This is a genomic window from Natrialba taiwanensis DSM 12281, from assembly GCF_000337595.1.
Lineage (GTDB): Archaea > Halobacteriota > Halobacteria > Halobacteriales > Natrialbaceae > Natrialba > Natrialba taiwanensis.
The window spans coordinates 57,791-77,888 of record NZ_AOIL01000069.1; the positions used below are offsets into that span (position 1 = coordinate 57,791).

Consider the following 20,098-nt stretch of genomic DNA (forward strand, 5'->3'; position numbering starts at 1 on the left):
CCGACCGGTTTCGTCCCGCCGTCGCCGCGCTGAACTCGGCGGTTCCGGTCACCAGTTCTCAGTGGCGACTATCACGATCGCAGTACCGGTGACGGAGAGTACTCCACTGATCGGCCAAAACGGGTGCACACGCAAGGGAAATTACCACAGCGCTGTTTCTTGTGTATTGTTCCAGATAATGATAGATGGGACAGACAGCGGTGACACCAGTAAACAGGTTGTCCCCAGCGATGAGACGCGCGTGCGAGGGAGAGTTGGAGGCGGAGGCGAAAACGGAAACGGAAACGGAGATGGGATCGAGACGACGAATACCGGACGGCGGCTCGTCACCGATGGCGGCGAGGAGAGCAGCGAAGACGAGGGAGAGGACGAGAACAGCACCGCCGACGAGAACGAAGCGGACGACGAGGATCAGGAGCAACCGAACGAAGCCGAAGATGGGGATGAGGAGGCCGGTGAGGAATCCGAGGCCGGCGGTGACGGTTCGGAGAGCGATGAGAGCGACGAAAGCGAAGGTGACGGAGCAGACGAGGACCCGACCAGCGCCCACGTCGAGGACGCCGAAGACGTCTACGAGGGTGACGAGGCGAACGGCGTCCTCCACCTGGATCTCGACGGCCTGTTTCTCGATTTGCTCGGGCTCGAGGTCAACCTGAACCCGGTCACGCTCGACGTGTCGGCCCGGCCGGGCGAGAACAACTTACTCGGCAATCTGCTTTCGAGCGTGACCGGGCTGCTAGACGGTCCAGCGGCGCTGTTGGACAAGGTCACGTCGCTGGTCGAAAAGCCGGTGAACATGTTGCAGTCGGCGCTTGGAAAGCCGATAACCTGGCTGAAATTCCTCCCGGGGGCGCTGCTGGGGAAGGTGAAGTCGTTGCTCGGCGGACTTCGAAGTAGCGGCGCGGACGGCGAGCAGGAACTCGAGGGTGACGAAGCCGAGGGTGAAGACGAGGAGACTGCAGCCGAGGACGGTGACAACGACTCCGACGCGGAAGACGGCGAAAGCGACGATACCGAGTCGGATACCGGGCCGCTCGCCCCGATCACGAGTTCGCTTTCGTCGGCGGGAGACACGGCGAAACAGAAGGCGGTCGGGTTGCTTCCCGGGCTGCCGGTCGAGGAACTCATCGCGACGGTCGTTCGCGAGGTCATCAAGCAACTGGTCGAACAGGCGGAGACGGCTAGTGAGGAATCGAGCGGACAGGAATCTGCGGACGCCGATGCACAGCCGGAGGCCTAAGTATGAGTACTGAGACGGATTCAGAGTCAGATTCGGAGTCGGAGTCGGACACAAACATGGACATGGACACGGACACAGACGCGGACGCGAACTCGAACTCGGTAACCGAACGGATCGACTACGAGAAGATCGCCGAAAACATCGATCTTCACGAACTGCTCGAGGGAACGCAGTGGGAGGACGAGATCGACGACGACAAACCGTTGGGAGAGGCGCTTGGCGCGTTACTCGGGGCGATTATCGGACGCAAGCTCGGTGCGAGTCTCGGGCGGACGATCGGTGAACTCTCGCTCGAGGAGATTCTGAGCCGAAGCGAAGACGAGGAAGCGGACGAAGACGAAGGCGGTTCGGAGACGGACGAGGCGGAAGAGGAAGCGGTCGAAGGCGAGTCCGACACTGCGGATGCTGAAGACACCGATGACGCCGAGGAGAGTGACGGAAATGCAGAGAGCGAGGACGATGACGAGGAGAATGACGGAGATAACGACGCTTCGGGCAACGACGAAGACGAAGACGGAGACGGGGACACCGACACAGCCGACTCGGACGAGACCAGTGACACCGAGAGTGACGACGGCGAAGACACCGACACAGAGGATGACTAACCGCTCCCACCAGTCCCATCTCGATCCATGCTCTCAGGACCCTCATCATCGACACAACCACCGTCGACACCGCCAGCAGCCCTGCCCCACGAATCGAGGTGAGGCCTGTGAGTGAGGACACCGGGCTTCAGGAACTCGTCGCCGAGGAAGTCACCGAACAACTCGATGTCGCCGACCTCATCGACGGCGGCTCCATCGAGGACGGAATCGACGCCGGCGAAATCGGTGCCTCCGTCGGCCGCCAGTTCGGCGAGCAACTCGGGCGAACCATCGGTGCCTCCGTCGGTGGCGAAATCCACGACACGCTCTCGAGTGCGTTCGAATCGGGGACGGATGCGGCCGACGGCGAAGGTGAAGAGGAAGGCGAAGATGGAGATGGGAACGGAGATGGGGACACAAAAACGACAGCCGACAGCCTCACACTCAAACAACTCCTCGCTGAACTCGTCACGGCGATGCGGACCGGATTCGTGACGGCGCTCGACGATAGCAACGCGCGCGACTCGGTCGAGTCGATCGCCCAGAACGTCACCGAGGGAACCAGTCTCGAGGGCGTTTTCGAGACGAGTTCAGAAACGGAGCCGACGCAGGAGGAGGAGGAGGGGGCGGACGATGAGGATGAGAGCAGTGACGAGGAGGCTGGGACTGCTGATGCGGGTGACCAAGACGCCGACGCCGATACTGAACTCGAGCAGGCACCGGAGGATCTAGAGAACCTTCGACGGGAGACGTTGGTGGATTTCCTGGGCGTGATGTCGTACCAGGATCTCCAGTCCGTTGCCAAGGAGGTCGGCGTCAAGGCGAACCTCAGCCGCGAGGAGATGACGGACGAGATTATCGAGACGGTGGCCGCCGAGGAGGGCGACGGGACAAATGGAGACGCGGATGGACGTGACTCTGGCGGTGGTGGGGAAGATGGTGGCGGTGGAGACGGTGGCGACGACACCGACGGGGAGAGTAGCGACTCCGAGTGAGTAATCGAGGCGGAAAAACGGCGGCGATGCCGGAGTCGACGAGGTGCGTGCGTGGACGCCGGAACGAAATTCCACCCCCAACCCGGAACTGGCCGGGAAACGTTCACGACGCTCGCACCCGAGCACTCCACACGGACCGAGTGAGAATCATGAGTGACGACGACCTCCGGACGCGGGTGACCGAGATACTCGAGACGGCCGATGCCCAGGCGGGGTCGCTGGTTGACGACGATTCTCCGAGCGAGTCGACGGTAACGGCGGCTGCGGCCGATGCCAGCGACCTGCTCGCGTCGACCGACCCGCGGGAGCTACTCGGGGCGATCGGTCTCGGGACGCTGCCGGATGGAACGGAACCGGAGACGCTTCCGGAGGCGATTACGCGCGGCGACCCGTCGCACGTCGAGGATCTCGAGCGCCTGTTGCGCCTCGCACGGCTCGACGAGCGTTCAGACGAGGAGACGCTTTCCGACGCGGTCGGTGAACTGCAGGCGGCGATTCATGCAGACGGCGACACCGACGGCGATGGCGACCGGAGCGACGATACATCTGAGAGCGACGCTACAGCCGCTGCAGCTGACGGCGCGGACGCGGATGACGACACCGACACCAACACCGACAGCGACGCGCTCGAGTTCATCGAAGACGAACTCGGGTCGGCGGTGGGCGAGCGACTGGCGTCGTTTAGCGAGGATATCGAGGGGTTACAGGAGCGACTCGCTGCGGCTGGCGTCGATGTCGATAGCGGAGGCGATGAGGAGGCGGACGGTGGCGGCGAGAGCGGAGAGTCCGAACAATCAGGCGGCCAAGAGAGCGGTGAGAGCGATGTCGACGAGACTGATGGTGACGATGAGAACGGTCTCCTCGAGCCGGATCTCAGCTCGGAGTTCGGTTCCGATTCGGCCGACGAACGGACCTCGCGCGGCGTCGCCCGCCACTCGACGGTTGCACCATCGCCGTCCGATCGTGCGGACATGAAGACACCGGCCCGGTTTTCGACGATGCCGAAACGGGACTGACCACCGGACGCGCTGTCGATACCGGATCCGGGTTCACCTCTTTCACCGAGGACCGCATACGGGCCGGTATGTACGACTCACTTCTCGTCGCGACGGACGGCAGCGACGCCGCAACGACGGCCACCCATCACGCCATCTCCCTTGCGACCGAACTGGATGCGGCCGTGTACGGGCTCGCCGTGCTCGAATCGCGCACCGAGTACGACAACGACATCGTCGACCCCGACGAACGCGAGCGCAAACGGCGCGCGGCGGCCGAATCCGCACTCGCTGAACTCGCGGACGAAGCGACTGCAGCCGGCGTGCCGGTCGAGACGGGGATCCGCTCTGGCGTGCCACACGAGGAGATTCTCGCGGTTGCGACCGAGTGCGACGTAGGCGTGATCGTCATCGGCGCTCGCGGGAGTTCAGAACTCAAGCGTGCACTACTCGGGAGTACCGTGGATGCCGTCGTTCGCTTTGCGGATCGGCCGGTGCTCGTCGTCGAGGACGATGCCGAACCGGTTCGGTCGAACTAGTCGCGTCGCCGTCTGCCTTTCCGACGGAGGAACGTTTATTCCGTTGACCGACTTCGGTCCGAACGAGATATGGACGATCGGAACGGGTGGGGACGGAACCGTCCCGAGCCCACCGGGTCACCACACGACCCGCCCACGTCGTTCGTCGAGCAAGCCACAGTGACGAACGCGGCCGGCGACCGGCCAATCGACGCCCGGTTCGAGGACGCGTGGCCCGCGTGCTGGGAACGGGCTGCCGACCTGCTCTCGTGGGACGAGGCATACGACACTGTCCTTGATGACAGCGACGCGCCGTTTTACCAGTGGTTCACCGGCGGCGAACTCAACGCCTCGTACAACTGCATCGACCGGCATCTCGAGGCCGGCCGGAAGAACTACGCCGCGATCCGCTGGGAGGGAAAGCGCGGCGAGCGCGAGACCTACACCTACCAGGACCTCTTTGTCGCGGTCAACGAGTTCGCCGCAGCGCTCCGAGAGCTGGGCGTCGAGGCCGACGACGTGGTGACGATCTATCTGCCGATGATTCCGGAGTTGCCGATCGCGATGCTCGCCTGCGCTCGGATCGGCGCACCCCACAGTGTCGTCTTCGCGGGGCTCTCGGCCGATGCGCTCGCGACGCGGATGGACGCGGCCGACAGCGAGTTCGTGATCACCTGCGACGGCTACTACCGCCGCGGTGATGCGTTCAACCAGAAGAGCAAGGCAGATAACGCCCGACTCGCGGTCGAGCAGGACGTCGAGACGGTCGTCGTCGACCGCCTGGGCGAGGAGCTTCCACACGTCCTCGGCGACGACGAGTGGGACTATCACGACCTCTGTGCGGAGTTTGCGGGTGCGAGCGTCGAGCCGGTTTCGCGGGACGCCGAGGACATGCTGTTCCTGATGTACACGTCGGGGACGACGGGCGATCCGAAAGGGGTCGTCCATTCGACCGGCGGCTATCTCGCACAGATCGCCTGGACCGCTCGATCCGTCCTCGACATCCAGCCGGCGGATACCTACTGGTGTGCGGCCGACATCGGCTGGATCACGGGCCACTCCTACATCGTCTACGGGCCGCTCGCACTCGGGACGACGACGGTGATGTACGAGGGCACGCCGGACTATCCCGACCGGGATCGGCTCTGGGAGATCATCGACCGGAACGCGGTCGACATCTTCTATACGGCACCGACGGCGGTTCGCGCGTTCATGAAGTGGGGAACGGAGTACCCCGACCGCCACGATCTCTCGTCGCTACGGCTCCTCGGGACCGTCGGCGAACCGATCAGTCCGCGACCCTGGCGCTGGTACTACGAGCACATCGGCAACGAGGAGTGTCCGATCGTCGACACCTGGTGGCAGACCGAAACCGGGGCGATCATGGTCTCGACGCTGCCGGGCATCGACCCGATGAAACCCGGGGCTGCGGGACCGCCGCTCCCCGGGATCGAAGTCGCAGTCGTCGATGAAGACGGCAACGAGGTCGATCCCGGAAAGGCGGGCTATCTCATGATTCCCCGCCCGTGGCCCGCCATGGCGCGGACGCTGTACGACGGCGACGAGCGCTATCGAGCCGAGTACTGGGACCGGTTTTCCGACCCCGACGCCGACGACTGGTGTTACTTCAGCGGCGATACCGCTTCCGTCGACGACGACGGCTACGTCACCGTGCTGGGACGCGTCGACGACGTGATCAACGTCGCCAGCCAGCGCCTGAGCACGATGGAGATCGAGAGCGCAATCGCCGAGGTTGACGGCGTCGCCGAGACGGCCGTCGTCGGCCGATCGAGCGAGCGCCGCGGCACCGAAATCTACGCGTACGTCTCCGCTGCAGGCGACCCCAGTGACGACCTCCGCGAGCGAATTCTCGAGAGCGTCGCGGATGCAATCGGTCCGATCGCAACCCCCGAAGCAGTCGTCTTCACGCCCGAACTCCCGAAGACGCGTTCGGGCAAGATCATGCGTCGCCTCCTGGAGGACATCGCCAACGGCGAAGAATTGGGCGATACGAGCGCGCTCCGGAACCCGGAAATCGTCGGCGAAATCCAGAGCGAACGAGATCGATCTTGAGTTTCGCGATTTCAAATACAGCGAAATAGAACAGAGGATCAAATAACACCCACTCCAGATATCTCCCGAATTTGGCGATCATAGCCGATACAATTATATTCCTCTCAGCTGAAAGCGCGAAACATGACTGCGGAGGCAGCCGACGCGGCCCCGCTCTCGCCCCGCCAGTACGAGTTCATCCTCGATGCCGCGGAAACCTACCGGGAGGGACTCGTCGTGCGCTGCTGTGGCGAAGTCGGTCTCCGCCCGGCTGAACTCGCCGCGCTCACCGTCGGCGACATCGAGCAGGTGCGGATCGATCCGCCGCGATACGTGGTTCGCGTCCCCGCCGTCGGTGATCGGGAGGAGACCGGCCACACTGCATACCTCCCGACGCGGGTCGAGCAGGAGGCGCGTCGGTACGCCCGGAGCAACGGGCTGGGGGCCGACGACCGGATTTTCGATGTGACGGCCCGGCGGTTGCAGATGCTCGTCGCCGAGGTGGCAACGCGGGCGAGCGAACGGTTCGATCAGCCGGCCCTCGCCGACGTTTCCTCGAGCGATCTGCGCCGATACTTCGCGCGCCGAACACTCGTCGACCGCGACATCAATCCGCGCGCCGTCAAGGCCGCCGGCGGCTGGCAGAGCTTCGAGGCGCTCGAATCCTACTTCCCGACGCCGACCGATTCCGAACTCGTCGAGGCGTTCGACGCCGTCGAACGCCCGTCGGCACCGCGACTCGGAGTGTCGAACGCTCGCTCTGGACGGCCGATGAGCGACGACAGCGTCGTCCGTTTACTGTTGGCCGCAAGCGACCGGTACGCCCTCGTCCGACTCGACGAGGAGGGGTACGTCGAACGGTGGAATCGGAGTGCCGCCGCCCTGTTCGGCTATCGGGCCGGCGAGATCGTCGGCACGCACGTCTCTGCCTTCTACACCGACGAGGCGGTCAAAGACGGCGTCCCCGAGCGGACGCTTGCGACCGCACTGGAAGAGTCCGGAATCGAACAGGAGGGCTGGCGTGTTCACCGGGACGGCTCCCGCGTTCGTGCGACCGAAGTCGTTTCACCGCTGCGCGACGAGCGGGGTCGACACGACGGCTACGCCGTCTTCGTCCGGGACATTTCGACCCACCACGACGAACTCGAGGCGGTTCGATCGGAGCGTACCGCTCTCGAGCGCCAGGCGGCGGTTGCTCGCCGGTACCGGGCGGTGACGCGGGGACTGCTCGATGGGAGCGACCACGAAGCGGTCGAAGCGGCGGCCTGTCACGCGCTCGCGGACGGTCAGCCCTACGAGTTCAGTTGGATCGATCGGACGACGGCGACGGCCGAGAGCGACGAGTGGCGGACGACGAGCGGCGTCGATGCGGCGGTGATCGATCGCCTCGTGCCGGCGGAGTGGGGGATAGACACCGGAGATGCAGACAGCGCCGTGGCTGTCAGCGAGGCGGCGACGGAGTCAGGGGAGTCCGATTCCGACACGCCGATTGTGACGACGGTCGTCGATCAATCCGTCGAGGAGTTCGCCGGCACTGAACTCGCCGGCGTCCCGCTGACCTACGGCGATACGACCTACGGTACGCTCGGCGTCGGGACGACCCGCGAGGACGCGTTTACGGAGAGTGAGCGACGGTGGCTTGCGACGATCGGTCGGCAGACCGGCTACGCGATCACCGCCGTTCGGCGGCGGAACCTGCTGCTCTCGGACCGCGTCGTCGAGGTCGACATCCGCTGCCAGGACGCGAGTTCGTTCTTCGTGGAGGCCTCCCGTCGGTGTGGCTGCCGGTTCGAACTCGATTCGTTGGTGCCGATCTCGGAGTCGACGCAACTCTACTATCTTCGGCTCGCGGACGCGCCGCCCGCCGACGTGTTCGACCTGGCGGCGGCCGATCCGGGGATCGAGGACTGTCGCCTCCTGGAGACCGAACCGGACGGCTGGCGCATCGAAGTCGTCGTCGAGGGGTCCTCGCCGACGCGGACGCTGACCGAGTACGGCGTGACCGTTCGCGAGGCGGTTACCGACGACGGAACGACGACGATCACGGCCGAGTGTGCGGCCGAAGCCGACCTGCGGACGATTCTCGAGGGGCTACAGTCGGTGTTTCCGGAGTCGTCGCTGATCGGCAAGCGAGAGGCCGAACGGACCGTTCAGACGGCCCGTGAGTTCAGGAAGGGGCTCGAGGATCGATTAACTGACAAACAGGTTGCAGCGTTGCGAGCCGCGTACTTCGGGGGGTACTACGATTGGCCCCGGGAGAGCACGGCCGAGGAGGTGGCGGACGCGATGGGGATCTCCTCGCCGACGCTGCACAATCACCTGCGAAAGGGCCAACACGAACTGTTGCAGACGTTCTTCGACGATCCGTCGGAAACGGAACGGCACGAGTGACCGCAGCGATCGACTAGGCTTCTAGGGTGGACCAGCTATCGGCCGGACAGCGCGGCTCAGACGGCGATCATTCGTTCGGTCTGTCGACGAATCTGCTGTGTGATCTCGCCGATTGTGGTCAGTTCTCGCGGCGACTGTGGCGCTCTGTCCGCAAAACCGGTCGCGTTGGTTTGTACACCTAGAGGCTGGCTTTACTATGGCAGTCCCGCATTGATAGTCTGTATCATGTCACAAGAGGATGCCACGCTCGAGGCGCGGCTCGCGGAGCAGGAGGCGTTCGAACCGCCCGAGTCGTTCGTCGAGCAGGCTAACGTTACGGATCCGGGGATCTACGACGAGTTCGAGGAGAACTGGCCCGAGTGTTGGGAGCGGGCCGCCGATCTCCTCTCATGGGACGAGTCGTACGATACTGTCCTCGACGACGGAAACGAACCGTTCTACGAGTGGTTCACCGGCGGCGAACTCAACGCCTCGTACAACTGCCTCGACCGGCACGTCGAGGACGGCGCGGCCGATCGCGAGGCGATCAAGTGGGAAGGTGAACTCGGGGAGACCCGCAGCTACACCTACGGCGAGTTGCTCGAGGAGGTAGAGACGTTCGCCGCGACGCTTCGCGGTCTCGGCGTCGAGGAAGACGACGTCGTCACGCTCTACCTGCCGATGATTCCGGAGTTGCCGATCGCGATGCTTGCCTGCGCCCGCCTCGGGGCACCCCACAGCGTCGTCTTCGCCGGCTTCTCCGCGGACGCGCTCGCGACGCGAATGAACTCGGCCGACAGCGAGTTCCTGGTCACCTGCGACGGCTACTACCGCCGCGGGGACGCGCTCGATCACCTCTCGAAGACCAACGAGGGCCTCGACGGCGTCGACCACGAGGTCTCCGACGTCGTCGTGGTCGACCGACTGGGCGACGACCTCGACCACTCGCTCGCCGACAACCAGCGCGACTACGACGAACTCGTCGCCGAGTACGACGGCGAGTCGGTCGAGCCGGTTTCGCGGGACGCCGAGGACATGCTGTTCCTGATGTACACCTCGGGGACGACGGGCCAGCCGAAGGGGGTGAAACACACGACCGGCGGCTACCTCGCCTACACGGCCTGGACCAGCCACGCCGTGCTCGACCTCGAACCCGAGGACACCTACTGGTGTTCGGCCGATATCGGCTGGATCACGGGTCACTCCTACATCGTCTACGGGCCGCTCGCGCTCGGGACGACATCAGTGATGTACGAGGGGACGCCGGACTATCCCGACAAGGACCGCCTATGGGAGATCGTCGAACGCGAGGGTGTCGACGTCTTCTACACCGCGCCGACCGCGATTCGGGCGTTCATGAAGTGGGGCAGCGACTACCCCGAGGAACACGACCTCTCGTCGCTGCGCCTGCTCGGCACCGTCGGCGAACCGATCAACCCGCGCGCCTGGAAGTGGTACTACAAACACATCGGCGACGAGGAGTGCCCGATCGTCGACACCTGGTGGCAGACCGAAACTGGCGGGATGATGATCACGACGCTTCCGGGCGTCAACACCATGAAACCCGGCTCCGCGGGGCCGCCGCTGCCGGGCGTCGACGCCCGCGTTGTCAACGCACAAGGCGAGGAGGTCGACGCCGGTCAGGCCGGCTACGTCACCGTCAACAAACCGTGGCCTGGCATGCTCCGGACGCTGTACAACAACGACGAACGGTTCCTCTCCGAGTACTGGCAGGAGTACTCCGACAAGGACGCCGACGAATGGGTCTACTTCCCCGAGGACGGTGCCAAAATCGACGACGACGGCTACATCACGATCCTCGGCCGCGTCGACGACGTGATCAACGTCTCCGGCCACCGCCTTGGCACGATGGAGATCGAATCCGCCGTCGTCGGCGTCGACGGCATCGCCGAAGCCGCCGTCGTCGGCGGCGACCACGAGGTCAAAGGTGAAGCCGTCTACGTCTACGCCATTCCCGAGGACGACTACGAGGGCAACGCTGAACTCGAGGAACGAGCCCGAGAGGCCGTCCTCGACTCCATCGGCCCCATCGCGAAACCCGAAGACGTGATCTTCACGCCCGAACTCCCGAAGACGCGTTCGGGCAAGATCATGCGCCGACTCTTGGAAGACATCGCGAGCGGAAACGAACTCGGAAATACGTCGACGCTTCGGAACCCCGAGGTCGTCGACGACATCGCAGCACAGGTCGAAACGGACTGAATCAGTTCGTTTCCATCGGTTCATTCGGACTGACACACAACCACTGACGCAATACGACATATATTCCCATGCCAGATGAAAACACTCATGACGCGGAAGACGGTGACAAAGACGTTGCGACTGACGGGGGGATGACCGACGTCGAGCGCGAACAGCAAATCGACTACATGGACGTCGAAATCAACTTGTTGAAGCCGGCGACCCCATTTATGCGGGATCACCTCCGCATCATATGGATCGGCTTCACGATTTGGGTCTTGACGACATTTGCGCCGATTACGGCGACGCGTCTCGCACCCGAGATCATGACGACGCAGATACCGGTAATCGGATTCCCGTTGCACTACCTCCTGCTTGCGGTCGTCGGACCGGGGGCGGCGCTCGTCCTCTCGGTCTGGTACGCGCGAAAGCGCGATCAGATCGACGAAAAGTACGGAATCTCACAGGACGTTGCCGAACCGGAGATGACCGAGACCGTTGCGGACGACGCGGCCGCGGCTGATGGGGGGATCGGCGAATGAGCGGGAACGTCCCGTTGCTGGCGGATTTTGCGGTCGGTGCACTACAGACGATCCCGTTGCAGTCGGACGAAGCGTTGCTCCCGGAAGGGCTCGATATTTCGTTCAAGTTGGTGCCATCGATTATCGTCATCGGGATGATGCTGTTGTTCATCGTGGCCGGCTTCATGTTCAAGGCCGCGAACACGGACGACATGTGGGTCGCCGGCCGATCGATCGGGAATATCGAGAACGGAATGGCGATCGGGGCCAACTGGATGTCGGCCGCGACGTATCTCGGAGTGGCGGCCACCGTCGCTGTCTCGGGCGTCTATGGCCTGGCGTTCGTCGTCGGCTGGACGACCGGCTACTTCGTCCTGCTGATCTTCATGGCCGCCCAGATGCGGCGGTTCGGAAAGTACACCGCGCCGGACTTCGTTGGCGACCGGTTCAACTCCGATACAGCACGCGCGCTCGCGGCCATCACCACGTTCCTGATCGGGTTCGTCTACGCGCTCGGGCAGGCCCGCGGGATGGGGCTCGTCGGGATGTACATTCTCGGCGACTGGTCGGCGATCACCGGCGGCGTGCTGACCGGCTACCAGACGATGATGGTGATCTTCATGGTCATCACCGTCGCGTACCTCTCGCTGTCGGGGATGCTCGGCGCGACCAAGAACATGGTCCTGCAGTACGTCATCCTCATCAGCGCGTTCCTGCTCGGACTGCTGGTTACCGGCTGGACCGCAGGATTCTCCACGCTGTTACCGCAGCTCGAGTACGGCATGATGATCGACAGTCTCGCCTCCGAGTTCTCCGAACCGTTCTCGGAGGGGAGTTACTACCTGTGGGTCGCAACCTGTTTCAGCCTCGTCTTCGGGACGTGCGGACTCCCGCACGTGCTGGTCCGGTTCTACACGGTCGAGAACGAACGGGTCGCCCGCTGGTCGTGTACCTGGGGGCTGTTCTTCATCGCGCTGTTGTACCTGAGCGCACCCGCCTTCGCCGCGTTCGGAACCGCGCTGTACGGCGACCAGATCGGTGCTGTCTACGGCGATCCCGGAATGACCGGCGCGGCCGGTGACGTGCTCGTCGTGTTGGCGACGCAGCTGGCAGGATTACCCGAGTGGTTCGTCGGCTTCGTCGCCGCCGGCGGCATCGCCGCGGCGGTCGCGACGACGGCTGGGCTGTTCATCGCCGCCTCGTCGGCGATCTCCCACGACATCTACGCGAACATCATCAACGAGGACGCGACCCAGCGCCAGCAGGTCCTCGTCGGTCGCCTGAGCATCATCCTGATCGGGGCGCTCACGATCATCTTCGCGCTCGACCCGTCGGCAGCGATCGCCGCGCTGGTCTCGTTCGCGTTCTCGCTTGCCGCCATCGTGTTGTTCCCGATGTTCTTCCTCGGTCTCTGGTGGGAGAACACCAACCGACCGGGCGCGCTCGCCGGGATGATCTCCGGCCTGATCATCTGGCTCATCCCGATGTTCAACGAGGGCCACTTCGGCCCCGGCTGGGGGATCGATGTGCTCACGACCTGGATGCCGGCTATCGGTTCGGCGCTCATCGGGACGCCGATCGTGTTCGCGATCACGATCGTCGTCTCGCTCGTGACCACCGAACCGCCGCTCGAGACCAAACAGATGGTTCGGCAGTGTCACAGCCCTGACCCGATGCCCAGCGACAAGACCGCGGCGGACATCGTCGCCGAAAAGAACGGCAATGCTAACGCGCCCGCGGACGACTAATCATGTACGAGCGTATACTCGTTCCGACCGACGGGAGTACGGTCGCACAGGCGGCGGTTGAACAGGCGATCGATATCGCCACACAGTACGACGCGGAGGTTCACTCGCTGTTCGTCGCCGACACCGACGCGATCGCCTACGGACTCGGCACCGAACAGGTCGACCGCATTCGACAGGGCGAGTTCAGGGAGATGACGGAGTTACGCGAGGACGCTGAGGCGGCGACCGGCTACGTCACGGACGCGGCCGAAGCGGCCGGGCTGACCACTTACGAGCGCCACGCCGGCGGACAGCCACATCGAATGATCGCGGACTACGCCGAGGACAACGACATCGACCTGATCGTGATCGGGAGCCACGGTCGATCGGGCGTCCGACGAGCATTGCTCGGTAGCGTCACTGAACGCGTGCTCCGCTCGACGCACGTTCCGGTGCTGGTCGTCGACCACGTTGAGGACGATTGAACCGGACACGCGACAACAGCCAATCGATCACACTATTTCGACATGATACGCACAGCAGTCATCCAGTCGAGAGGAGGTTGCTCATGAGCGTCGCTGACCGGCTGCGCGAACACGTCACGGAGAACGGGACCGGAATGGTCTACGATCTGCTGTTTGCCGTCGTCTGGGTCGGGCTCGTGAGCTTCCTCTTCGAGTTCGTCTTCCTCGACGCGCCGACGTGGGCCTACTACATGTTCATGCTCTCGGGCGTCGTCGCCTACTACGGATTCTTCTTCTCGCTCGAGCAGGCCAAACAGCAGTGAGGTGTGGCGGCACAGAACGCAACAGTGCAGGAACTGTCTCTCTGCCTGTCTGTCTGTGCTCGTTCACCGTCCGCGCCCGTTCACAACCGCTCAGTAATGAGGCGAGGCGCCGGGGTCTCAGTCGTCCGCTCGAGCCGCGATCCCTCGTTGTCTCACCCAGAAACACAGCAGCGCAACGCCGGCGAAAATGATCGGCGTCGCCAGATCCGACGGCGACCCGGAAAGAGCCGGTTGGACACTCATTCCGGCCATCACGGCGAACAGCAGCGCCAGCAGACCGGCAATCGGAACGACGAAACCNAGATCCGACGGCGACCCGGAAAGAGCCGGTTGGACACTCATTCCGGCCATCACGGCGAACAGCAGCGCCAGCAGACCGGCAATCGGAACGACGAAACCACCCGTGATCGACGACCACCGCTCGTCGCTCGGTTCGTTGGTCATACCGTCTACTAGTCGTATGCTAACTAATATCAATCGCTTCGGCGCTCCGGGTCTCACGTGGAACTCGGGTCAACGAACGCGGAGACGCCGAGTTCAGCCGCGGGCCTCACCATCGGCCGGCGTACTGGCGACGCCGGCGGCCGTACCGAACGCGAACCGCTTCGGATCGCGTTAGGAGTCCCAGTACTCCGTTTCGTCGTCGATCCGGTAGTAGCCGTGAAACGGTCGCTCGCCCCGTCCGCCCGGCGGCGAGCCGACGAAGACGCCGAATTTGTTCATCTCGGGGTATACCGTCACGTCAGGCTCGTTCATCGTCGACAGTGCCAGATAGCGAAGCGGGTCGTCGCCATCGTTGACGACGCGGTGGCCGCCCCGTTCGTCGGCCGGAAACGTCACGTAATCGCCCGCGGTCAGCGATTGCTCGCCGTCAGTACAGCGGAGTTGTCCCGCCCCTGCCAGCACGTACAATGCCTCCTCGTTCGCCGTGTGATAGTGGTAGGGCCACGAGCGCATTCCCGGCGGCAGTTCGTAGAGGCTACAGCCGAGTTCACTCGCGCCCACGGCGTTCGAGAGTTCTTTTCGGCGGAAGGCCGTGGCTCCGTGATCGTACTCGTCCCACTCGAGTGCGGCGTCGTTGATCTTGTCCATGCGCGTATATTGCCATCGAGTCTCAAAGTAGTTCACCGACGATCGCTGGCCGCACAGGGCTGATTCGAAAGCGAAACCCCCTAACCCGATCCGGAACTGCATACGAGCATGAACGACGACGCTCCGAACGGCCCAGGGGTTGCCGTCCTCCGCCTCGGCCACCGCCCCGGTCGGGACGACCGGATGACGACCCACGTGGGATTGACCGCCCGCGCGCTCGGTGCCGACCGCGTCTGGTTCCCCGACAACGCCGGCCAGTCGAAAGAAACCGTCGACGACATCACGGATCGCTTCGGCGGCCCTTTCACGGCCGAACTGACGGATTCACCCCACTCCCTCATCCGCAACTGGGAGGGGCAAGTCGTCCACCTCACGATGTACGGCCAACGCGTCCAAGATGTCGAGGGCGATATCCGCGAGGCCCACCGGGACGACGGCGAGCCGCTACTCCTCGTCGTCGGCTCCGAAAAGGTCTCATTCGACGTCTACGAAGAAGCCGACTGGAACGTCGGCGTCACCAACCAGCCCCACTCCGAAGTCGCCGGCCTGGCGGTCTTTCTCGACCGACTGTTCGAGGGCGCTGAACTCGAGCGCGAGTGGGCCGACGCCGATCGGACAGTCGTCCCGATGGAGACCGGCAAGCGGGTCGAATCGGTGTCAACAGACGACGATACCGACGCGTCCCCGTAAATCTCGTACCACGGTTTCTCCGCGCGGCCTGCCCCTTCCCGGCCAACCTATTTGTGTCCGTTCGGTGCCAGGAGTCCTATGGCCGACACGACGACGTACGAAGACGAAACGTCACGGGAAGCGGCCGCCGACCGACTGCGAGCGATCGCCGCTGAACTCGAGAGCGGCCCCACCGCGGACATTCAGGTCGGCAATAAACTCCTGGCGCTCTCGCCGGGAGAGCCCCTCGAGTACGCGATCGAAGTCGAGGAGCGATCGCCGATGCTCGGCGGAGAGCGCGAGGCGGTCACGGTCACCCTCGGCTGGGAGGAAGCCACTCCTCAGGAAGAACAAGATGCCGATCGCAGCCAGGACCAGAGCCACGATCACGGTCGAGATCAAGACATGGGCCAAGAACCCGCACACCGAAGCGGAGAATCCGAAACCCAGAGCGAGCAAGACGACAGCCTGCTCTGATACGGTCTGCTGTAACGATTTACCGGCGCAACCGCAGGACGGGCTCGGTTGCGCCGGAAATGACTTACAGCAGTCCGTATGAACCGTCGACGCGCTGGGATCGACACCGCCGCCGGATTGAGGCGGCGTCCCTCAAAAGACTTAATTGCCACATGGCGTTACGGATAGGTAATGGCTTTTGAGGACCTGCTCGAGGATCCAGTCATCCAGAAGTACTTGCACGAGCTGGTCGGTCCCAAGGGGATGCCCGTCGCGGCGGCACCACCGGACGGGGAAGTGACCGACGAGGAGCTCGCAGAGGATCTAGATCTCGAGTTGAACGACGTGCGGCGTGCGCTGTTTATCCTGTACGAGAACGATCTCGCCAGCTACCGCCGGCTGCGCGACGAGGACTCGGGCTGGCTCACTTACCTGTGGACCTTCGAGTACGACAACATCCCCGAAAACCTCGAATCGGAGATGTACCGACTCCACGAGGCCTTAGAACAGCGCCAGGAGTACGAACGCAACCACGAGTTCTATCTCTGTGAAATCTGCTCGATCCGGTTCGAGTTCGGCGAGGCCATGGACTTCGGCTTCGAGTGTCCCGAGTGTGGCTCGCCGCTCGAATCGATGGACAACGACCGGCTCGTGACGGCGATGGAAGACCGCCTCGCGGCGCTGGAGGACGAACTCAATATCGATGCCAACGTGGATGTGGACGCCTGATCGATAGAATGGTCGTACTCGCAACCAAACTGTACGTCGAGGGCGACGCCCGCGAACGGGCACTTGACTCCTTGCGGTCGCTGGTCGGCAACGAAATCGGCGACCTCGAAGTCGAGTTCGAACTCGGGGTGCGCCACGACGACTTTCCCTCGGTGACCATCGAGGGCGACGACGCGACCGTCGCGCGAAACGTGCTCCGCGAGGAGTTCGGCGAAATCGTCCCCGATCTCGAGGCCGGCGAGACTTACGTCGGCACGCTCGAATCCTGGGACGAGGACGGGCTCGTCCTCGACGCCGGCCAGCCGGTCCGGATTCCGGCGGCCGAACTCGGGCTGGGCCCCGGCTCGCCGACGCAGATCCGCGATCGGTACGGGCTGGTCCAACACATGCCGATGCGGTTCGTCTACGGTGGTAGCGGCGGTGATGGCGAACCTGAGGCCGGAGCCGAAACCCCCTCGCGGCTCGCAGACGAAGAACGCGACCGCCTCTACGAGTGGAGCCGCGGCGACGGTCGGCTCAACGTCAACAGCGCGACCCGTGCGGAGGTTCGGGCCACGCTCAACCGCGCGGGCCACGCCCACGACTACGTCACGATCGAACGGCTCGGACTCCTCGAACAGAGCGTCATCTGCACCGAGAACACGGACCCACCCGGGTTGCTCGCGAGCATCGGTGAGTACCTCCCGGCCGAACTGCGATGTGTCGTCCCCTAACATGAACCGCCGGCTCGTTCTCGCTTCGGTCGCAGTCGTCCTCCTCGTCGGCCTGGCCGGCTGTTCGGCCTTCGGTGGCGGCATCTCCGACGACGAACTCGACCGCAACCAGTCCTACGACGATCTCCGCGACACCGATTCCGACGTGACGATCGACATCGAAGACGGCAACCTCATCAGCAACGGCGAGTTCCGCGCCGTCTACGATCTAAACGACACCGACGAACTCTCGTTGTACCGATCGTCGTTCTACCAGGAGGAACCGCTCGACATCCACAGCGTCCGCTACTGGTATCCGAACGGCACCGAAGTGACGGGATCCGAACTCGAAGTTGACCAGGGTCAGTCCAGTACTACTGTCCAGGTACCGGACGGCAACGGAACGCTTGCGCTGTCGGGGCAGGCCGGGAGTAACACGTTCCAGTTGCCCGCTTACGTTTCGGGATCCTACGAGGTCACCGTGCCGGAGGGCCACCGCACGTCGAACTTCCTCCTCGGAAACGCCAGACCGGGCGGCTACGATCGGGAGGTCATCGACGACCGAGAGCGACTCACCTGGGACGAACTCGACAGTACGATCTCGCTTCGCTACTATCAGACGCGGAACATCCCGCTGTTCCTCGGGCTCGTCGGCCTGGTCGTCGTGATCGGCTCGATTGGGATCGCCTACTACTACCGGCAGGTCAAGCAACTCCAGCAGGAGCGCGAGGAGTTAGGACTCGATGTCGAACTCGAAGACGACGACAACGACGGCCCGCCGCCAGGACTCCGGTAACGGTCACACGCGGCGAGGCTGCACCAGTTCGCTATTCGAGAGACGGGTTCGAGTTAGCCGTGAATCGCTTCCTCGTCGAGCAGGACGACCGCCGTTCCATCGTCGTCCCCAGCCGCACTGAACTCGATTCGTCCGGTAACGAATCGGGTACTCGTTCGCGTCGGTTCGAGTTCAGTGCGAGAGATGGTTTTCGTAACGTCCACATCGTCGACGAGCCAGCCGTAGTGTCGCCCGTCGGCGTCGGTGTCGGTGAATACGAGGAGAAGCGGCTCCGAGAGTTCGGAGACGGGGCGACGTGTCGATTCGAAGATGCGGTGGAGATCGACGACACGAACTCGTTCACCGGAAACGGCGACGCTGCCGGCGTTCCACGGGTCGGCGGTTGCGTCGAGGCCGTCGGTATCCGCGATACTGAGAACGGAGGCGACGGCGGCGGTGCGGACGCAGTAGCGAGTGTCGCCGAGATCGAAGGTGAGAACGCGGAGCCGGTCGGAGTCGCTGGAGGACGCGGTGTCGACCGTGGGGTCGTCTGCAGCCGACGTCATAGTGCTGTGTGATCTTCGAGGGCGGTGCCAAGTACTTTGTGCAGTTCGAACGGAACCGGCGACGGTGAGAAAGGGAGACGGTGTGGGTGTAGGTGTGGCGAGGTGTAGATGAGCACACCGGCGGAATGACGCCTCGATAACTCGAGAGAGGTCAGCAAGTCAGCAAAGCGGACATCCACAGGAGTCAACGTTTTACCACTGGACTGGAATACACGAACAGGAACATGGCCCCGGATCTGCCCGAGAAACTGCTTGGAATCGATATTGACGATGCAGACGCCCGTTCACAGCAGTCGACGATCGATCAGGAGGAAGAAGAAGACCAGGTTCGGGTCGTCGGGTTCGGGGTCGGCGGCTACCGGCTCGCCGTTCCCGTCGCCGACGTGCGGACGACGACCGACCGGCCAGACGACCTGACAAGCGTCCCGCGTACCCCCGAGGCGATCGCTGGCATCACGGACCTTCGGGGCGAGATCACGGCCGTAATCGACCCCACCGTGCACTTCCCGCCGAAGGCGGCGGATGCGTCCGCCTCGAAAGCGGCTGCCGGTGCAGCGCAAAACGCGCTCCAGTCACCGTCCGAAACGGCCACGCACACTGCCGAGCGGGAACAGCTCCTCGTCTTCGACCGCGGCTCGGACGACCAGTCCGCTGCGATCCGCGTCGAGCAAGTCTACGGCGTCGATGCCGTCCCCGAAAGCAACGTCTTCGACTCGACCGCCATCGACGACAGCGACCTCTCCGGCGACGCGCTCGAACACCCGCTCGTCGACGAACTCGTCACGACGGAGCGAACGGAGCGACGACCCGGCGACCGAACGCGGGGCTCGGAACCGACAGCACCCGACGCGGGCAGCGTCGGAACGAGCAATGCAGCCGTCATCGAATCGGCCGACGAGTTCAGCGCCGAGGGTGACGAACCTGGTAGTGATGCCGACGTCGACACTGCGCTGGAACCACCGACGGCCGCCAGCGCGGATCGCGCCAAAGACGACCGCGAAAACGAACGCGAGGACGATCCGCGGACGGTCATCGAGGTGACGCCAGTTATCGACGTTGAGAAACTCCTGCTCGCCTCCGGCCCGATCGAGCCCTCGTCGGCTGAACTCGAGTCCTGACCCGAGAGGG

Annotated in this window: 21 protein-coding genes; 18 read left to right on the plus strand and 3 right to left on the minus strand. The window is 63.9% G+C overall.

The genetic code is table 11. The features are described from left to right. Window positions 1-178: 178 nt before the first annotated feature. The 12 genes from C484_RS20585 (at window position 179) to C484_RS20640 (ending at window position 13,991) form a co-directional block, all read left to right on the plus strand. Window positions 179-1,240, plus strand: coding sequence for a hypothetical protein (locus C484_RS20585; protein WP_152422764.1), 1,062 nt, complete (start codon window positions 179-181; stop codon window positions 1,238-1,240). Window positions 1,241-1,242: 2 nt separating this feature from the next. Continuing rightward, a complete protein-coding gene (locus tag C484_RS20590) occupies window positions 1,243-1,845 on the plus strand; it encodes a hypothetical protein (protein WP_006827800.1) in 603 nt (200 codons plus the stop codon). A gap of 107 nt (window positions 1,846-1,952) precedes the next feature. After that, entirely contained in the window at window positions 1,953-2,819 is an 867-nt protein-coding gene (locus C484_RS20595) for a hypothetical protein (protein WP_006827801.1), read from the plus strand. 149 nt (window positions 2,820-2,968) lie between these two features. After that, window positions 2,969-3,835: a hypothetical protein gene (locus C484_RS20600; protein WP_006827802.1), complete on the plus strand. Its 867-nt coding sequence runs from the start codon at window positions 2,969-2,971 to the stop codon at window positions 3,833-3,835. Between the two features lie 68 nt (window positions 3,836-3,903). Beyond that, the gene (locus C484_RS20605; RefSeq protein ID WP_006827803.1) at window positions 3,904-4,353 is read left to right on the plus strand and encodes a universal stress protein; all 450 of its coding nucleotides are present in this window, start codon (window positions 3,904-3,906) and stop codon (window positions 4,351-4,353) included. Window positions 4,354-4,422: 69 nt separating this feature from the next. Then, window positions 4,423-6,405: an acetate--CoA ligase gene (gene acs, locus C484_RS20610; RefSeq protein WP_006827804.1), complete on the plus strand. Its 1,983-nt coding sequence runs from the start codon at window positions 4,423-4,425 to the stop codon at window positions 6,403-6,405. A 123-nt stretch (window positions 6,406-6,528) separates the two neighbouring features. Continuing rightward, window positions 6,529-8,775 carry a bacterio-opsin activator domain-containing protein gene (locus C484_RS20615; RefSeq protein WP_006827805.1) on the plus strand — a complete coding sequence of 749 codons (2,247 nt, stop codon included), beginning with the start codon at window positions 6,529-6,531 and terminating at the stop codon, window positions 8,773-8,775. Window positions 8,776-9,000: 225 nt separating this feature from the next. Then, window positions 9,001-10,977: an acetate--CoA ligase gene (gene acs / locus C484_RS20620; RefSeq protein WP_006827806.1), complete on the plus strand. Its 1,977-nt coding sequence runs from the start codon at window positions 9,001-9,003 to the stop codon at window positions 10,975-10,977. Between the two features lie 68 nt (window positions 10,978-11,045). Continuing rightward, entirely contained in the window at window positions 11,046-11,498 is a 453-nt protein-coding gene (locus tag C484_RS20625; RefSeq protein ID WP_006827807.1) for a DUF4212 domain-containing protein, read from the plus strand. Continuing rightward, window positions 11,495-13,225, plus strand: coding sequence for a sodium:solute symporter family transporter (locus tag C484_RS20630; RefSeq protein ID WP_006827808.1), 1,731 nt, complete (start codon window positions 11,495-11,497; stop codon window positions 13,223-13,225). The genes C484_RS20625 and C484_RS20630 overlap by 4 nt, the downstream gene beginning before the upstream one ends. A 2-nt stretch (window positions 13,226-13,227) precedes the next feature. Further along, window positions 13,228-13,689 (plus strand): universal stress protein, encoded by a 462-nt coding sequence (locus C484_RS20635; RefSeq protein ID WP_006827809.1) that lies wholly within the window; start codon window positions 13,228-13,230, stop codon window positions 13,687-13,689. 83 nt (window positions 13,690-13,772) lie between these two features. Continuing rightward, a complete protein-coding gene (locus C484_RS20640) occupies window positions 13,773-13,991 on the plus strand; it encodes a hypothetical protein (protein WP_006827810.1) in 219 nt (72 codons plus the stop codon). Window positions 13,992-14,108: 117 nt separating this feature from the next. Here C484_RS20640 and C484_RS20645 read toward each other — a convergent pair whose 3' ends face one another. Beyond that, the gene (locus tag C484_RS20645; protein WP_049915838.1) at window positions 14,109-14,333 is read right to left on the minus strand and encodes a hypothetical protein; all 225 of its coding nucleotides are present in this window, start codon (window positions 14,331-14,333) and stop codon (window positions 14,109-14,111) included. 273 nt (window positions 14,334-14,606) lie between these two features. Further along, on the minus strand, window positions 14,607-15,083 hold the full coding sequence (locus tag C484_RS20650) for a cupin domain-containing protein (RefSeq protein WP_006827812.1): 477 nt from the start codon (window positions 15,081-15,083) through the stop codon (window positions 14,607-14,609). A gap of 108 nt (window positions 15,084-15,191) precedes the next feature. On the opposite strand from C484_RS20650, the gene C484_RS20655 reads away from it, so the two are divergent. The 5 genes from C484_RS20655 (at window position 15,192) to C484_RS20675 (ending at window position 18,425) form a co-directional block, all read left to right on the plus strand. Continuing rightward, window positions 15,192-15,773 (plus strand): tRNA (cytidine(56)-2'-O)-methyltransferase, encoded by a 582-nt coding sequence (locus C484_RS20655; protein ID WP_006827813.1) that lies wholly within the window; start codon window positions 15,192-15,194, stop codon window positions 15,771-15,773. Window positions 15,774-15,851: 78 nt separating this feature from the next. Then, a complete protein-coding gene (locus C484_RS20660) occupies window positions 15,852-16,229 on the plus strand; it encodes an amphi-Trp domain-containing protein (protein WP_006827814.1) in 378 nt (125 codons plus the stop codon). Between the two features lie 171 nt (window positions 16,230-16,400). Then, a complete protein-coding gene (gene tfe / locus C484_RS20665) occupies window positions 16,401-16,937 on the plus strand; it encodes a transcription factor E (protein WP_006664092.1) in 537 nt (178 codons plus the stop codon). A gap of 8 nt (window positions 16,938-16,945) precedes the next feature. Further along, window positions 16,946-17,650, plus strand: coding sequence for a DUF2110 family protein (locus C484_RS20670; protein ID WP_006827815.1), 705 nt, complete (start codon window positions 16,946-16,948; stop codon window positions 17,648-17,650). 1 nt (window position 17,651) lies between these two features. After that, a complete protein-coding gene (locus C484_RS20675) occupies window positions 17,652-18,425 on the plus strand; it encodes a DUF5803 family protein (protein ID WP_006827816.1) in 774 nt (257 codons plus the stop codon). Between the two features lie 53 nt (window positions 18,426-18,478). On the opposite strand, the gene C484_RS20680 is transcribed toward C484_RS20675, so the two are convergent. After that, a complete protein-coding gene (locus tag C484_RS20680; RefSeq protein ID WP_006827817.1) occupies window positions 18,479-18,970 on the minus strand; it encodes a chemotaxis protein CheW in 492 nt (163 codons plus the stop codon). 224 nt (window positions 18,971-19,194) lie between these two features. Here C484_RS20680 and C484_RS20685 point away from each other — a divergent pair, with 224 nt between their 5' ends. Then, the gene (locus C484_RS20685; RefSeq protein WP_006827818.1) at window positions 19,195-20,088 is read left to right on the plus strand and encodes a chemotaxis protein CheW; all 894 of its coding nucleotides are present in this window, start codon (window positions 19,195-19,197) and stop codon (window positions 20,086-20,088) included. Window positions 20,089-20,098 lie beyond the last annotated feature (10 nt).

What these genes read in the sequence shown, in the direction of transcription:
- tfe (WP_006664092.1), top strand. Translation starts at nt 16,401, where the DNA reads ATGGCTTTTGAGGACCTGCTCGAGGATCCAGTCATCCAGAAGTACTTG.
- C484_RS20680 (WP_006827817.1), bottom strand. Translation starts at nt 18,970, where the DNA reads ATGACGTCGGCTGCAGACGACCCCACGGTCGACACCGCGTCCTCCAGC.
- C484_RS20650 (WP_006827812.1), bottom strand. Translation starts at nt 15,083, where the DNA reads ATGGACAAGATCAACGACGCCGCACTCGAGTGGGACGAGTACGATCAC.
- C484_RS20625 (WP_006827807.1), top strand. Translation starts at nt 11,046, where the DNA reads ATGCCAGATGAAAACACTCATGACGCGGAAGACGGTGACAAAGACGTT.
- C484_RS20670 (WP_006827815.1), top strand. Translation starts at nt 16,946, where the DNA reads ATGGTCGTACTCGCAACCAAACTGTACGTCGAGGGCGACGCCCGCGAA.
- C484_RS20630 (WP_006827808.1), top strand. Translation starts at nt 11,495, where the DNA reads ATGAGCGGGAACGTCCCGTTGCTGGCGGATTTTGCGGTCGGTGCACTA.
- acs (WP_006827806.1), top strand. Translation starts at nt 9,001, where the DNA reads ATGTCACAAGAGGATGCCACGCTCGAGGCGCGGCTCGCGGAGCAGGAG.
- acs (WP_006827804.1), top strand. Translation starts at nt 4,423, where the DNA reads ATGGACGATCGGAACGGGTGGGGACGGAACCGTCCCGAGCCCACCGGG.
- C484_RS20585 (WP_152422764.1), top strand. Translation starts at nt 179, where the DNA reads ATGATAGATGGGACAGACAGCGGTGACACCAGTAAACAGGTTGTCCCC.
- C484_RS20615 (WP_006827805.1), top strand. Translation starts at nt 6,529, where the DNA reads ATGACTGCGGAGGCAGCCGACGCGGCCCCGCTCTCGCCCCGCCAGTAC.
- C484_RS20600 (WP_006827802.1), top strand. Translation starts at nt 2,969, where the DNA reads ATGAGTGACGACGACCTCCGGACGCGGGTGACCGAGATACTCGAGACG.
- C484_RS20605 (WP_006827803.1), top strand. Translation starts at nt 3,904, where the DNA reads ATGTACGACTCACTTCTCGTCGCGACGGACGGCAGCGACGCCGCAACG.
- C484_RS20675 (WP_006827816.1), top strand. Translation starts at nt 17,652, where the DNA reads ATGAACCGCCGGCTCGTTCTCGCTTCGGTCGCAGTCGTCCTCCTCGTC.
- C484_RS20655 (WP_006827813.1), top strand. Translation starts at nt 15,192, where the DNA reads ATGAACGACGACGCTCCGAACGGCCCAGGGGTTGCCGTCCTCCGCCTC.
- C484_RS20660 (WP_006827814.1), top strand. Translation starts at nt 15,852, where the DNA reads ATGGCCGACACGACGACGTACGAAGACGAAACGTCACGGGAAGCGGCC.
- C484_RS20590 (WP_006827800.1), top strand. Translation starts at nt 1,243, where the DNA reads ATGAGTACTGAGACGGATTCAGAGTCAGATTCGGAGTCGGAGTCGGAC.
- C484_RS20635 (WP_006827809.1), top strand. Translation starts at nt 13,228, where the DNA reads ATGTACGAGCGTATACTCGTTCCGACCGACGGGAGTACGGTCGCACAG.
- C484_RS20640 (WP_006827810.1), top strand. Translation starts at nt 13,773, where the DNA reads ATGAGCGTCGCTGACCGGCTGCGCGAACACGTCACGGAGAACGGGACC.
- C484_RS20685 (WP_006827818.1), top strand. Translation starts at nt 19,195, where the DNA reads ATGGCCCCGGATCTGCCCGAGAAACTGCTTGGAATCGATATTGACGAT.